This window comes from Klebsiella sp. K5-45 (assembly GCF_030128605.1).
In the GTDB taxonomy this organism is placed as follows: domain Bacteria; phylum Pseudomonadota; class Gammaproteobacteria; order Enterobacterales; family Enterobacteriaceae; genus Klebsiella; species Klebsiella quasipneumoniae.
In genome coordinates, this window is record NZ_JAKUZW010000006.1 from 14,805 (window position 1) to 29,122 (window position 14,318).

At 61.3% G+C, this 14,318-nt stretch carries 13 protein-coding genes; 4 read left to right on the forward strand and 9 right to left on the reverse strand.

Going from position 1 to position 14,318, the window contains the following annotated elements; genetic code table 11:
• Positions 1-38: 38 nt before the first annotated feature.
• Both btsR and MKS11_RS13895 read right to left on the reverse strand, forming a co-directional pair.
• Complete coding sequence (gene btsR / locus MKS11_RS13890; RefSeq protein WP_004144215.1) at positions 39-758, reverse strand: two-component system response regulator BtsR; 720 nt, start codon at positions 756-758, stop codon at positions 39-41.
• Positions 752-2,440, reverse strand: a complete 1,689-nt coding sequence (locus MKS11_RS13895) for a sensor histidine kinase (RefSeq protein ID WP_004201596.1) — start codon at positions 2,438-2,440, stop codon at positions 752-754. The genes btsR and MKS11_RS13895 overlap by 7 nt, the downstream gene beginning before the upstream one ends.
• Before the next feature lie 229 nt (positions 2,441-2,669).
• On the opposite strand from MKS11_RS13895, the gene MKS11_RS13900 reads away from it, so the two are divergent.
• Positions 2,670-2,783 (forward strand): protein YohO, encoded by a 114-nt coding sequence (locus tag MKS11_RS13900; RefSeq protein ID WP_002912762.1) that lies wholly within the window; start codon positions 2,670-2,672, stop codon positions 2,781-2,783.
• On the opposite strand, the gene MKS11_RS13905 is transcribed toward MKS11_RS13900, so the two are convergent.
• The 5 genes from MKS11_RS13905 to bglX form a co-directional block, all read right to left on the reverse strand.
• Positions 2,758-3,495: an ABC transporter permease gene (locus MKS11_RS13905; protein ID WP_017899339.1), complete on the reverse strand. Its 738-nt coding sequence runs from the start codon at positions 3,493-3,495 to the stop codon at positions 2,758-2,760. The genes MKS11_RS13900 and MKS11_RS13905 overlap by 26 nt on opposite strands.
• Positions 3,479-4,426, reverse strand: coding sequence for an ABC transporter ATP-binding protein (locus tag MKS11_RS13910; RefSeq protein WP_017899338.1), 948 nt, complete (start codon positions 4,424-4,426; stop codon positions 3,479-3,481). Before MKS11_RS13910 ends, MKS11_RS13905 begins: the two co-directional genes overlap by 17 nt.
• Positions 4,419-5,576: an ABC transporter permease gene (locus tag MKS11_RS13915; RefSeq protein WP_284109601.1), complete on the reverse strand. Its 1,158-nt coding sequence runs from the start codon at positions 5,574-5,576 to the stop codon at positions 4,419-4,421. Before MKS11_RS13915 ends, MKS11_RS13910 begins: the two co-directional genes overlap by 8 nt.
• Positions 5,577-5,583: 7 nt before the next feature.
• Positions 5,584-6,501, reverse strand: a complete 918-nt coding sequence (locus tag MKS11_RS13920; RefSeq protein WP_004201600.1) for an ABC transporter substrate-binding protein — start codon at positions 6,499-6,501, stop codon at positions 5,584-5,586.
• 136 nt (positions 6,502-6,637) lie between these two features.
• A complete protein-coding gene (gene bglX, locus MKS11_RS13925; RefSeq protein ID WP_004201601.1) occupies positions 6,638-8,935 on the reverse strand; it encodes a beta-glucosidase BglX in 2,298 nt (765 codons plus the stop codon).
• 194 nt (positions 8,936-9,129) lie between these two features.
• Between bglX and dld the strand changes: the two genes are divergently transcribed.
• Both dld and MKS11_RS13935 read left to right on the forward strand, forming a co-directional pair.
• Positions 9,130-10,875 (forward strand): D-lactate dehydrogenase, encoded by a 1,746-nt coding sequence (gene dld, locus MKS11_RS13930; protein WP_004201602.1) that lies wholly within the window; start codon positions 9,130-9,132, stop codon positions 10,873-10,875.
• 85 nt (positions 10,876-10,960) lie between these two features.
• Complete coding sequence (locus MKS11_RS13935) at positions 10,961-11,515, forward strand: GNAT family N-acetyltransferase (RefSeq protein WP_002912829.1); 555 nt, start codon at positions 10,961-10,963, stop codon at positions 11,513-11,515.
• Positions 11,516-11,861: 346 nt separating this feature from the next.
• On the opposite strand, the gene pbpG is transcribed toward MKS11_RS13935, so the two are convergent.
• Both pbpG and MKS11_RS13945 read right to left on the reverse strand, forming a co-directional pair.
• Positions 11,862-12,812: a D-alanyl-D-alanine endopeptidase gene (gene pbpG, locus MKS11_RS13940; protein WP_017899335.1), complete on the reverse strand. Its 951-nt coding sequence runs from the start codon at positions 12,810-12,812 to the stop codon at positions 11,862-11,864.
• Between the two features lie 188 nt (positions 12,813-13,000).
• Positions 13,001-13,588, reverse strand: a complete 588-nt coding sequence (locus tag MKS11_RS13945) for a Yip1 family protein (protein WP_004201605.1) — start codon at positions 13,586-13,588, stop codon at positions 13,001-13,003.
• A 153-nt stretch (positions 13,589-13,741) separates the two neighbouring features.
• Here MKS11_RS13945 and MKS11_RS13950 point away from each other — a divergent pair, with 153 nt between their 5' ends.
• Positions 13,742-14,311 carry a DedA family protein gene (locus MKS11_RS13950; protein WP_023318737.1) on the forward strand — a complete coding sequence of 190 codons (570 nt, stop codon included), beginning with the start codon at positions 13,742-13,744 and terminating at the stop codon, positions 14,309-14,311.
• The last annotated feature ends 7 nt before the right edge of the window (positions 14,312-14,318 follow it).

Sequence of the window (14,318 nt, forward strand, 5' to 3'; positions counted from 1 at the left end):
TTACTGTCGATGATGCAATGGGGCGCAGTGTAGCAGCTTTACAGGCCAATCGCCTCTTTCAGGCTTTTTAAATAGCGTCGGCTCACCGGCACCGTTTGCCCGGCGCGCATTAGCAGCTCCGCCTGACCATTCTCCTCCAGGCGAATCTCCTTCAGGTGCGCCATATTCACCAGATACTGGCGATGGCAGCGCAGCAGCGGCGTGCGGCTCTCAAGGGTGCGCAGGGTCAGCTCGGTAAACCCTTCCTTGCCCTCGCGGTCGGTCACGTAGATGCCGCTCATCCGGCTGCTGACGAAGGCTACATCCTCCATCTGCAGCAGCCAGATACGGCTGTGACCGGTACAGGGTATGTATTTCAGCGTCTGCTGAGCATCATCCAGCAGCGACACATCCTGCAGATTACGCTCCTGGCGCAGGCGGGCGAGGGTTTTCTCCAGCCGCGCAGCTTCAATCGGCTTGAGCAGATAGTCAAAAGCGTGCTCCTCAAAGGCTTTCACCGCGTATTCATCAAAGGCGGTGAGAAACACAATATAGGGGCGGTGCTCCGGGTCGAGCATCCCGACCATCTCCAGACCGCTGATGCGCGGCATCTGGATGTCGAGAAACAACACGTCGGGACGCAGCTTATGTACCGCGCCAATCGCCTCCACCGCGTTGCCGCACTCGCCGACGATCTCGATATCGCGCTGTGTCTCCAGCAATATACGCAGGTTTTCCCGCGCCAGCGGCTCATCATCGACGATCAATACTCTCAGCATGCATTCTCCTCCAGGGGCAGACGTAGGGTGACACGGGTAAAGCGCTCCGGCTCGCAGGTGACGCTGATGCCGCAGTCGGCGCCAAAACGCGCCCGCAGCCGCCTGTCCACCAGATTCATCCCCAGCCCGCTGGCCTGAGGGTTGGCCTGGTACAGCCCGGCGTTATCTTCGATATCCAGCTGCAGCCAGCGATCGTCCTGGCTGGCGCGAATGGTAATTTCGCCGACGCCAAGATGCTGCGATGTGCCATGCTTAATGGCGTTCTCCACGATCGGCTGCAGGGTAAAGGCCGGCAGCTGGTGATGCGCCAGCCCTTCCGGCACCGCCATCTGGATCTGCAGGTTAGCCTGAAAGCGGGCCTTCTCAATCTGCAGATAGGCGTTAACATGCTCTATCTCATCGGCGAGGGTGACGATTTCCGTCGGCCGCTTCAGGTTCTTGCGAAAGAAGGTCGACAGATACTGCACTAGCTGGCCGGCCTGCTCGCTGTCGCGACGGATCACCGCCTTCAGGGTGTTGAGCGCGTTAAACAGGAAGTGCGGGTTAACCTGGGCATGCAGGAGCTTGATTTCGGATTGCGTCAGCAGCGCCTTCTGCCGCTCGTACTGCCCGGCGAGGATCTGCGCCGACAGCAGCTGAGCAATCCCCTCTCCGAGGGTGCGGTTGATCGAACTGAACAGACGGTTTTTCGCCTCATACAGTTTGATGGTGCCGATCACCCGCTGGTTCTCACCGCGTAAGGGGATCACCAGCGTCGATCCCAGCTTACAGTGCGGATGAATCGAGCAGCGGTAGGGCACCTCGTTGCCGTCGGCATACACCACCTCCCCGGTCTCAATCGCCCGTTGCGTATACGACGAGGAGATAGGTTTGCCCGGCAGATGGTGGTCGTCGCCGATGCCGGTAAACGCCAGCAGCTTGTCGCGATCGGTGATCGCCACCGCGCCGATATCCAGCTCCTGGATAAGCACCTGGGCCACCTTCATGCTGTTCTCTTCGTTGAACCCCTGACGCAGGATCCCCTCGGTGGACGCCGCCACCTTCAGCGCCGTGGCGGAAAAAGCGGAGGTGTACTTCTCGAACATCGCCCGCTTGTCCAGCAGAATGCGCATAAACAGCGCCGCACCGACGGTATTGGTCACCATCATCGGCGCGGCAATGCTCTGCACCAGATGCAGGGCGTCCTGGAACGGGCGGGCAATCAGCAGAATGATCATCATCTGCACCAGCTCGGCCACGAAGGTGATCGCCCCGGCGGTGAGCGGGCTAAAGACTTTGTCCGGCCGGCCGCGTTTGACCAGCACGCTGTGCACCAGACCGCCCAGTAGCCCCTCGACGATGGTGGAGACCATACAGCTTAAGGCGGTCATCCCCCCCAGCGAGTAGCGGTGCAGGCCGCCGGTCAGCCCCACCAGCCCGCCGACCACCGGGCCGCCGAGCAGGCCGCCCATCACGGCGCCGATGGCGCGGGTATTGGCGATAGAGTCTTCGATATGCAGACCAAAATAGGTCCCCATAATGCAGAAAATGGAGAAGGTGACGTAGCACAGCAGCTTGTGCGGCAGGCGAACGGTGACTTGCATCAGGGGGATAAACAGTCGGGTTTTGCTCATCAACCACGCGATTACCAAAAATACGCACATCTGCTGAAGCAGCAGCAACACCAGATCAAACTCGTACATACCCGCAAACCACACATTTCAGAAAGCGCGTACCATACCCTGACTGGCGAAAACTTTCTTTGAAGCCCTGCATAAAAATGAAAAATGACGGGCAGGATCACACTTTTTTGCGGCGCGTTGCTCAGCCAAAGCGGCAAAAAGCCCGGCGCGGCGCGCTAAACCGCAATTAATGTTTCATTAACACCTGCGCTTCACCGTATAATCCCCCTGTTAACATCAGGAGCCTATTATGAAGCCAGCGAAAATCGCGGTCGTCACTCTCTTCTTACTTATGGCCATCGGCGGGATCAGCGGCGTAATGCTGGCCGGCTATTCCTTTATTGTGCGTGGCGGTGTCGGCTGATCCAGCGGGTCAGACGCTCAAACGCGCGGTCGACAATGATCGCCGCCAGCGCCACCAGTAGCGCCCCCTGCACAATATAGGCGGTATTAAACCCGCTCAGGCCGATGATGATCGGCGTCCCAAGCGTATTGGCCCCCACCGTCGAGGCTATCGTCGCGGTACCAATATTGACGATGACCGAGGTGCGGATCCCCGCCAGGATCACCGGGGCCGCCAGCGGCAGCTCCACCTTATACAGACGCTGCCAGCCGGTCATTCCCATCCCTTCTGCCACATCTGACACGCCCGACGGTATCGATCCCAGCCCGGCCAGCGTCCCCTGCAGCACCGGCAGTATGCCATACAGCGCGAGGGCGATCAGCGCCGGCAGCCAGCCAAAGCCCAGCACCGGTACCGCCATCGCCAGCACCGCCACCGGCGGAAAGGTCTGCCCGATAGCGGCGATGGTCTCCACCAGCGGACGAAAAGCGCTGCCCGCGGGCCGGGTAACCGCCACCCCTGCCCCCAGCCCGACGGCGGTTGCCACGAGGCTGGATACCACTACCAGCCAGCCGTGATCGAGAGTGAGCGCCCAGAAGCTCTCCTGCTGGTAAACCGGCCGCGGCAGCTCCGGAAACAGCCGGCTGAACAGCGGCGCGCTGTAGGGTAGCCCCATCAGCAGGCCGATGAACAGCGCGATAAGCCACCACAACGGCTCACGAAGCGCCTTCATGACTCGCCTCCTGACGCAGCAGATCGGCAAAATGCAGCGTGCCGCAGGGCTGCCCCTCGGCATCCACCACCGGCAGCGCCTCGCAGCGCCGGGCGACAAACTGCGATAGCGCTTCCCGCAGGGTCATGGTGACGATCAGCCCCTCGCCCGCCAGCCGCTCGTCGGGGCGCAGATAGTCCCGCACCTCACGCAGCGACAGCAGGCGCACGCCCAGCTCGCTGCGGCCAAAAAAGGTCTGCACAAAGCTATTCTCTGGCCGCAGGAGCATCGCCAGCGGCGCCCCCTGCTGGACCACCTCGCCACCGTCCATCAGCACCAGGTGGTCCGCCAGACGCAGCGCTTCGTCAATATCATGGGTCACCAGGACAATCGTCCGCCCCAGCAGGCGGTGAATGCGCAGCATCTCCTGCTGCAGCGCCTCGCGGGTCACCGGGTCGAGAGCGCCGAAGGGTTCATCCATCAGCAGCACCTCCGGGTCTGCCGCCAGCGCCCGCGCCACCCCGACCCGCTGCTGTTGGCCGCCGGAAAGCTGATGGGGGTAGCGGTCGCGCAGCGTCGCCTCCAGCCCCAGCAGCGCCATCAGCTCGTCGACCCGGTCGGCGATCCTCGCCCGCGGCCATTTTTGCAGCTGCGGCACGGTGGCGATATTCTGCGCCACCGTCCAGTGGGGAAACAGGCCGATAGACTGGATGGCATAGCCCATCCGTCGCCGCAGGGTCAGGAGCGGCTGCTGGCGGATGTCTTCGCCGGCAAAGCGAATCATGCCCCGGTCCGGCTCCAGCAGGCGGTTGATCATTTTCAGCGTCGTCGACTTGCCCGAGCCGGAGGTCCCCACCAGCACCGAAAAGGCGCCTTCGCGCAGCTCCAGGGTCAGGTCCTTCACCGCCGGGTGGCCGGCAAACGCTTTGCTGACCCCTTGAAATTCAATCATTGGCCTCTCCTTTTAGCCAGGCGCCCCACAGCGCGAACAGAGCATCCACCACCACCGCCAGGGCAATGGTCGGCACCACGCCCAGCAGCACCAGATCCAGCGCGCTGCTCAGCAGCCCCTGAAATACCAGCGCGCCAAAGCCGCCGGCGCCGATCAGCGCCGCCACCACCGCCATGCCGACGGTTTGCACGCTGACCACCCGCAGGCTGCGCAGCAGCACCGGCATCGCCAGCGGGAGCTGCACCTGACGAAAGCGCTGCCCGGCGCTCATGCCCATCGCCGTCGCGCTCTCCAGCGCATCCTGCGGCACCTGCTGCAGGCCGGTCACCACCCCGCGCACCAGCGGCAACAGCGCATACAACGTCAGGGCAATCAGGGCCGGCGCCACGCCGGTCCCGGAGACGCCCAGCTCGCCCAGCGCCGGAAAATAGCGCGCCACACCGGCAAGCGGGGCAATCAGCAGGCCGAACAGCGCCACCGACGGGATAGTCTGGATCACATTGAGCACGGTGAAGGCCGGCGCCTGCCAGCGCGGACGCCGCCAGAGCCATACCCCCAGCGGCAGGCCGATCAGCAGGCCCGGCAGCAGGGTGCCAAACAGCAGAAGCAGATGCTGGCGCAGAGCGTCGTCAAACACCTCCTGGCGGTTGGCATACTCTTTCAGCAGCGAGAGCTGATCGAGCGCCCCGGCGGCGAGCAGGATGATGGGCAGAAGCCAGACTTGCGCATTGAGCAGCCAGCGCCATAGCGGCCGGGCGGTAAGATGACGAATGGCCTCGCTGGCCAGCAGCAGGCAGAGCGCCAGCGACAGCCACAGGCCGCTGCCGGGCGAGGTGCGCGCCAGCGGCGAGCCGTGCCGGGAGAGCTCAAGCGCCGCCTGGTCGCTGCCCCAGATAAGCAGCGGGAAGAGCAGTTCGGCCAGCAGCAGATGGAGAAGCGGCGCGACCCTGCCCGGCAGCCAGCAGAGCAGGATCCCGGCGAGGGCTGCCGCCAGCTGAACGCCGGCGAGCCAGGGCATCACCTGCCACAGCCCGCGCCCTTCCCCGGAGAGTAAGCGATTCGGCGCGTAAGTGATAAACGGCAGCGCCAGCGTAACCAGCAGCAGGCCTGTCAGCAGCAGGCCGACGCGGTGAGTACAGCGAATGGTCACCGGTGGCTTACTTCAGCAGGCCTTTCTGCTGCAGATAATCTGCCGCCACGCGCTTCGCATCCTGGCCTTCCACCGCGATGCGGGCGTTAAGCTGCTGCAGGGTCTTTTCATCGAGGCTGGCGAAGACCGGCTTCAGCCAGTCGGCGATCTGCGGGTAGGCTTTCAGCACCGTCTCGCGCACCACCGGCGTTGGGGCGTAAATCGGCTGCACGCCCTGCGGGTCGCTCAACGTCTGTAATCCCAGGGCCGCCACCGGGCCGTCGGTGCCGTAGGCCATCGCCGCGTTGACACCGGAGGTCTGCTGCGCCGCCGCTTTGATGGTCACCGCCGTATCGCCCCCGGCCAGCGACAGCAGCTGGTTCTGGTTGAGTTTAAAGTCATACGCTTTTTCAAACGCCGGCAGCGCGTCCGGGCGTTCAATAAACTCCGCCGAGGCCGCCAGCTTAAATTCGCCGCCCTGCTGCAGATAGCGGCTGAGGTCGGCCAGCGAAGTCAGGTGATTTTTCTCCGCCAGCTCCTGACGCACGGCGATGGTCCAGGTGTTGTTAGCCGGCGCCGGGGTAAGCCATACCAGCTGATGTTTCTCCTGATCCAGGCGCTTCACCTTCTCATAGCCCTGCTGGGCATTCTTCCATGCCGGGTCGTTTTCATCTTTAAAGAAAAAAGCGCCATTGCCGGTATATTCCGGGTAGATATCCAGCTCGCCGGCGACAATCGCCCCGCGCACCACCGGCGTGGTGCCGAGCTGGATTTTGTTAATCGTTTTGACGCCGTGGCTTTCCAGCACCTGCTGGATCATATTACCCAGCAGCGCCCCTTCGGTATCAATTTTCGAGCCGACCTTCACCGGCTCCGCCGCCTGCAGCGGCACACTTATCAGGGCGGCCAGCGCCAGCGCGCCGGACCATTTCGTCGCCATCTTCATCCCGCATCCCTCAGTTCTTTTGCGCTTCGCTTACAGAAGCTTAAGAGAAAAGCGTAGTCCATTTGCCAGCGATACGAAAAAGAAAAGGCCGATTAATCGGCCTTTTAAGTGTGACGTTGGGCTTAAGGGCTATGCCTTACAACAGCTCAAACTCGCTCTGCTTCACGCGGGCGGAGTCCACGCCGATAAAGACATTGAATTTGCCCGGCTCAGCGACGTATTTCATCTGCTGGTTCCAGAACTTCAGCGCGTCGACGTCGATCGGGAAGCTGACGGTTTGCGTTTCGCCCGGCTTGAGGTTGACCTTTTTAAAGCCGCGCAGCATTTTCACCGGCCGGCTCATGGAGGCAGTGACGTCCTGCAGATACAGCTGAATGACCGTCGCCCCTTCGCGTTTTCCGGTATTGGTCACCTGCACGCTGGCGGTCACGCTGCCGTCGCGCGGCAGGGTGGCCGACGACATGGTGACATCGGAGACGCTAAAGGTGGTATAGCTCAGGCCGTAGCCAAACGGGTACAGCGGGCCGTTGGCTTCATCGAAGTAGCGCGAGGTGTACTTGTTCGGCTTCTCCGGATTATACGGACGACCGGTATTCAGGTGACTGTAGTAGGTTGGGATCTGCCCCACCGAGCGCGGGAAGGACATCGGCAGCTTGCCCGACGGGTTATAGTCGCCAAACAGCACGTCGGCGATGGCATGCCCGCCTTCGGTGCCGGCAAACCAGGTCTCCAGCAGCGCGTCGGCTTGCTGATCCTCTTTCACCAGCGCCAGCGGACGGCCGTTCATCAGCACCAGCACCAGCGGTTTGCCGGTGGCCTTGAGGGCGGCAATCAGGTTGCGCTGGCTCTGCGGCAGGGTGATGTCGGTCCGGCTGGAGGCCTCATGGGCCATGCCCTGCGCCTCGCCCACTACGGCAACCACCACGTCGGATTGCTTCGCCGCCGCGACGGCTTCGTCGATCATTTCCTGCGGCGAGCGCGGGTCAACCTGCACCGCGTTCTCATACAGGTTAAGGAAATCGACAATGCCTTTGTCGTCGGTAACGTTCGCCCCTTTGGCGTAAATCACTTTGCCGTTATCGCCCAGCGCTTCTTTGATGCCGGTCAGGACGGTCACCGACTGGTCGGCCACGCCCGCTGCCGACCAGCTGCCCATCATGTCGCGTTTGCTGTCCGCCAGCGCGCCCACCACCGCGATAGTGCCGGATTTTTTCAGCGGCAACGTATCAAGCCGGTTTTTCAGCAGCACCAGGCTCTCGCGGGCGACTTCCCGCGCCTCTTTACGATGCAGACGGCTTTCTGCGTTGGTGTCCTGCGGGTCAGAATCTTTTGGCCCCAGGTGGCTGTACGGATCGTTGAACAGCCCCATATCATATTTGACGTTAAGCACGTGACGGGTGGCGTCATCCAGCTCGGCCATGGTCACTTTGCCGGACTTCACCAGCCCCGGCAGGTACTTGCTGTAATACTCGTCGCTCATGCTCATGTTGATGCCGGACTTGAGCGCCACGCGCACCGCGTCTTCCGGGTCGGAGGCCACGCCGTGCTTGATCAGCTCTTTAATGGCGCCGTGGTCGGAGACCGTGATGCCTTTAAAGCCCCACTGGTCGCGCAGGACATCTTTCAGCAGCCAGGAATCGGCGGTCGCCGGGGTGCCGTTCAGCGAATTCAGAGCCACCATCACCGCGCCGCTGCCGGCATCCAGCCCGGCTTTATACGGCGGCATATAGTCGTTGAACAGGCGCTGCGGGCTCATGTCGACCGTGTTGTACTCTTTCCCGCCCTCCACCGCGCCGTAGGCGGCGAAGTGCTTGACGCTGGTCATCACCGAATAGCGGTCCGCCGGGCTCTTGCCCTGCATCGACTCCACCATCGCCTGGCCCATCATCGTGGTCAGATAGGTGTCTTCCCCGAACCCTTCGGAAGCGCGTCCCCAGCGCGGGTCGCGGGAGACGTCGACCATCGGCGCCCAGGTCATGTTCAGGCCGTCATCGGCGGCTTCATAAGCTGACACCCGGCCCACGGTCTTCACCGCGTCAAGGTTAAACGACGAGGCCAGGCCGAGGCTTATCGGGAAGACGGTGCGCTGGCCGTGCAGCACATCGTAGGCAAAGAACAGCGGGATTTTCAGGCGGCTGAGCTGCATCACCTGATCCTGCATAACGCGGATATCCGGGCGGGTAACGGTATTAAAAATCGCCCCCACCTGACCGTTTTTGATCATTTCACGGATCGCCTCTTTGGGGTTATCCGGGCCGACGCTTATCAGACGCAGCTGGCCGATTTTCTCGTCTACGGTCATTTTTTTCAGCAGGTCGGTGACAAAAGCATCCCGCGCCTGCGGGGTCAGGGGGTGGTTACCAAACAGTTCATCCGCCAGCGCGGGTTGCAGCGCCAGACTCACGGCGACGCCTACAGTGCAGAGCCATTTCATTGTTATCTCGCTTTTTCTCAGACGGGGACTCGGTAAAACATAATAAAAACCGCAGTTTGCCATATATATAAACAACGCGCCCGCAGAATGCTAAGGTTCTTCTCTGATTTTTGCGAAACATTCATGCATCAAATTGTCATACAAAGCGCTATGCTTATCCTCGATATTTCGCGCACCACCACAAGGAGTGGAACATGTCATCTGCACCCACTAACACCAATAAAACGTTTCTGGCTGACCTCGCGCGCCTGGTTGGCCCTTCGCATCTGCTGACCGACCCGGCAAAAACCCAGCGCTACCGCAAAGGCTTCCGCTCCGGTCAGGGCGAGGCGCTGGCGGTTGTCTTTCCCGGCACCCTTTTGGAACTCTGGCGCGTGCTCAACGCCTGCGTCGACGCCGATAAAATCATTCTGATGCAGGCGGCCAACACCGGCCTGACCGAAGGCTCCACCCCCAACGGCAATGATTACGATCGCGAGATCGTGATTATCAGCACTCTGCGCCTGGATAAACTGCATCTGCTGGACAAAGGCGAGCAGGTGCTGGCCTGGCCCGGCACCACGCTCTACTCACTGGAAAAAGCGCTGAAACCGCTGGGGCGCGAGCCGCACTCAGTGATCGGCTCATCGTGCATCGGCGCGTCGGTGATCGGCGGGATCTGCAATAACTCCGGCGGTTCCCTGGTGCAGCGCGGGCCGGCCTACACCGAGATGTCGCTGTTCGCACAGATTGACGCCGACGGCAAGCTGAAGCTGGTCAACCATCTGGGCATCGATCTCGGCAGTACGCCGGAGCAGATCCTCAGCCGACTCGACGACGAGCGGATCAGCGATAGCGATGTGCTGCACGATGGCCGCCACGCCCACGATCACGACTATGTTACCCGCGTGCGCGATGTCGATGCCGACACCCCGGCACGCTACAACGCTGACCCGGACCGCCTGTTCGAATCCTCCGGCTGCGCCGGCAAGCTGGCGGTTTTCGCCGTGCGTCTCGATACCTTCCCGGCGGAAAAGCGCCAGCAGGTGTTTTACATTGGCACGAACCAGCCGCAGGTATTGACCGAGATCCGCCGCCATATCCTCGCCGAGTTCCAGCATCTGCCGGTGGCCGGGGAATATATGCACCGCGATATTTACGATATCGCCGAGAAGTATGGCAAAGACACCTTCCTGATGATCGACAAGCTCGGCACCGACAAAATGCCGTTCTTCTTCACCATGAAGGGGCGCACCGACGCGATGCTGGAGAAAGTGTCGCTGTTTAAACCGCACTTTACCGACCGCTTTATGCAGAAGCTCGGCCACGTCTTCCCGGCGCATTTACCGGAGCGGATGAAAACCTGGCGCGACAAATATGAACACCATCTGCTGCTGAAGATGGCCGGCGACGGCATCGAAGAAGCACAGCGCTGGCTGACGGAATACTTCCAGCAGGCCGAGGGAGATTTCTTCGCCTGTACGCCAGAAGAAGGCAGCAAGGCATTCCTCCACCGCTTTGCCGCCGCCGGCGCGGCGATCCGCTATCAGGCGGTGCATGCCGACGAAGTCGAAGATATTCTGGCGCTGGATATCGCCCTGCGCCGCAACGATACCGAGTGGTTCGAACATCTGCCGCCGGAGATCGACAGCCAGCTGGTGCACAAGCTCTACTATGGCCACTTTATGTGTCATGTGTTCCATCAGGATTACATCGTCAAGAAAGGGGTCGATGCCCATGCGCTGAAGGAGCAGATGCTGGAGTTGCTGAAAGCGCGCGGCGCCCAGTACCCGGCGGAGCATAACGTGGGTCATCTGTATGAAGCGCCGGAGAGCCTGCAGCAGTTCTATCGCCAGAACGATCCGACCAACAGCATGAACCCGGGGATTGGTAAAACCAGCAAGCAAAAATACTGGGGTGAAGCGGCCCCGGCGCCGGTCTCCCCGGCGGATCCGCAATAATCGGCGGCAGGGCTATTCAGCCTGGCGCTTCTGTATTACGCTGCACTCCGGAGAATGTCTCTCCGGCAGATTCAGGAGCGCCGCCATGCCCGCAGAGGCCCCGTTACTCGACAGTGATTTAGAAATTCGTGAAGCGCTGCCCGACGATGCGCACGCCATCGCCGCGCTGTATGTCTGGCACGTGCTTAATGGCCGCGCCTCCTTCGAAGAGATCCCCCCCACCGTTGACGAAATGCGTAAACGGATCCAGACCGTGCGCGATAACGGGCTGCCCTGGCTGGTCGCGCTGTGGCGCGGGGCTATCGTCGGCTACTGCTACGCCACTTTCTATCGCCCGCGCCCGGCCTATCGCTATACCCTCGAGGAATCGATCTACGTGGAGTCCGGAATGGGCGGGCGCGGCATCGGCAGCGCGCTGCTGTCGCGGCTGATCGCCGAATGCGAGAAAGGCCCGTGGCGGCAGATGCTGGCGATCATCGGCGATGGCCATAACAATGCCGGCTCGCTGGCGATCCATAAAAAGTTCGGTTTTACCGTGGCGGGTCAGCTGCGCAGCGTCGGCTATAAGATGGGCGACTGGCGGGATACGTTGATTATGCAGCGCGCGCTGGGTGACGGCGACTGGACGCTCCCGGAGTAATATTCGGCGTCAAATCCCCGGCTCGCGGCGTAAACGCCTCAGCCGGGCTACCGTTCAGCGCGGTTCCCCAGGCCGGCTAAGGCGTCAGCCACCATCCGCCACAAACACCGGCACTCAGCCTGATTGCCCGGCGGCGCTGCGCTTGCCGGGCCTACGAAGGGGGCGAACCCGGCGCCAAATCACCCAGGCCGGATAAGACGTCAGCCGCCATCCGGCACAAACACCGGCACTCAGCCTGATTACCCGGCGGCGCTGCGCTTGCCGGGCCTACGAAGGGGGCGAACCGGGTGCCAAATCACGTAGCCCGGATAAGGCGCAATGCGCCGTCATCCGGGGGATGTGCAGGTTAATCGTTCTGCGCGGTCTGGGCGCCGCCTTTCAGCATCGCCTCCGCCATCTGCGCTTCGCGCTGCTTCTTATAGCTCAGCGCCGAAGCCGGCACCGGCATCACCTTCCCGGTCTCGATCCACGTGCGCAAACGGCTGGCGTCGGCAAAGTGGGTATATTTGCCGAAGGCATCCATCACCACCAGCGCCACCGGGCGTTGGTTGATCACCGTGCGCATAATCAGGCAGTGGCCGGCGGCGTTGGTGAAGCCGGTTTTGGTCAGCTGGATGTTCCAGTTGTCGCGATACACCAGATGGTTAGTGTTGCGGAACGGCAGGCTGTAGGCCGGATGGGCAAAGGTGGCGGTCTCTTCTTTGGTGGTGCTCAGCTGGCCGATCAGCGGGTACTGCTCGCTGGCGATCAGCAGTTTGGTCAGATCGCGGGCGGTGGAGACGTTATGCACTGACAGTCCGGTGGGCTCCACGTAGCGGGTATGGGTCATACCCAGCGCCTGCGCTTTGGCGTTCATCGCGCGAATAAAGGCGTCGTAGCCGCCAGGATAGTGATGCGCCAGGCTGGCGGCCGCACGGTTCTCGGAAGACATCAGCGCCAGCAGCAGCATATCGCGGCGGCTGATTTGGCTGTTGAGACGCACGCGCGAGTAAATCCCCTTCATTTCCGGGGTATGGCTGATATCCACCGTCAGCATCTCATCCAGCGGCAGATGGGCATCGAGCACCACCATGGCGGTCATCACCTTGGTGATCGACGCCATCGGGCGCACCAGATCCGGCTGGCTGGCGTAAATGATTTTTTTGGTGGCCAGATCGACGATCATGGCGCTGCCGGAAGCGATGTCCGGCTGCGAGGCGGTCACCGCCGCGGAGGTTTTTGCTAACGCCTGGGGCGCAAAAGGCACAGCCAGCAGCAAGGTCAGGCTGAGCAAAGAGACTCGAAATTTCGGCATCATGGGCATTCTGAAAAGTATTTTTGCACGTTATGCAACGTACGCCGCGAGGTTAAGTGGGCAACTTCGCTGGCAAACGCCATCATACCGCGCTGTAAGGCCCTGTGCCTAATAAGAATCGTGAAGAAATGCTGCATTGCCGACATAAAATACATATTTGCCGGCAATGCATATTGACCCGCTACGTCCGATCAGAAGAGTCGGTAGCCATACCCCCACAGCACCACGGTGATCGCCAGCAGGACTTCCAGCACCAGCACCCCGATGGCCAAAGTTGAGCTGGCGAAACTGAGCCCCTCTTCCCGGTTAATGCTCAGGAAGGTCGGGATCCCGAGATAGAGCAGATAGCCAGTATAGAACAGGGCAATGGTACCGATCAGCGCGCATAGCCAGACCAGCGGATAGAGCGCCACAATCCCGCTCAGGAACAGCGGTGTGGCCACATAGCCGGCAAATACCATGCAGCGTTTCAGGGAAGGCTGCTGTGGATACTGCCTGGCCATCCACCAGATGACCCGCCCCATGATCGCCACCCCGGCGAGCATCACGGCATAAAACAGCACCGCCAGCGCCAGCCCGGTCAACATCGACAGTTTAATAATAGTGCCGTCGCCGAAGTTCCAGCCCAACTGCGTGGTGCCGATAAAGGCGCAAACCACCGGAACCGCCGCCATCAGCAGCACATGGTGCGTATAGTGATGAGAAATGGTTTCATTCTCGCTCTTAATCACGCTCATCTCCCGGTTGGGATGAGCGAAGAGCCCCCAGACATGGTTCATAGCGTCCCCCTTGTCACGGCTTCGTACTGCACTGATCCAAGTATAATTCACCCTGTAGATTATTTTGTGTACAGCGCAAAAAATCTGCCTCGCCGCGTTTTGGTCAGTAGGGTGTATGATTAAGAGGTGATGAGGTAAGGAGAAAAGCTGTTTATGGATATCAATCACCTGATTTCCCAGTATGGCTACGCGGCGCTGATCGTCGGCAGCATGGCGGAAGGTGAGACCATTACCCTGCTGGGCGGCGTCGCAGCGCATCAGGGGCTACTGAAGTTTCCCCTGGTGGTGATCGCCGTCGCCCTCGGCGGGATGATTGGCGATCAGCTGCTCTATCTGCTTGGTCGCCGCTTCGGCGGGCGCATTCTGCGCCGTTTCGCCAGCCAGAAGGCGCGGATCCGGAAAGCGCAGCGCATGATCCAGCACCGGCCGTGGCTGTTTGTCATCGGCACCCGCTTTATGTACGGCTTCCGGGTGATCGGCCCCCTGCTGATCGGCGCCAGCCGCCTGCCGCCGCGCATTTTCCTGCCGCTGAATATTGTCGGAGCGCTGGTGTGGGCCCTGCTGTTTACCACCATAGGCTATCTTGGCGGCGAGGTGGTCGGCCCGTGGCTGCACCATCTGGACGCCCATCTGAAGCATTGGATCTGGCTGATCCTCGCGGTGCTGGTGGTCGTGGCCGCCCACTGGTGGCTCAGGCGGCGCGAGAGTAAGAAGAAAGACTGAGCGGCGC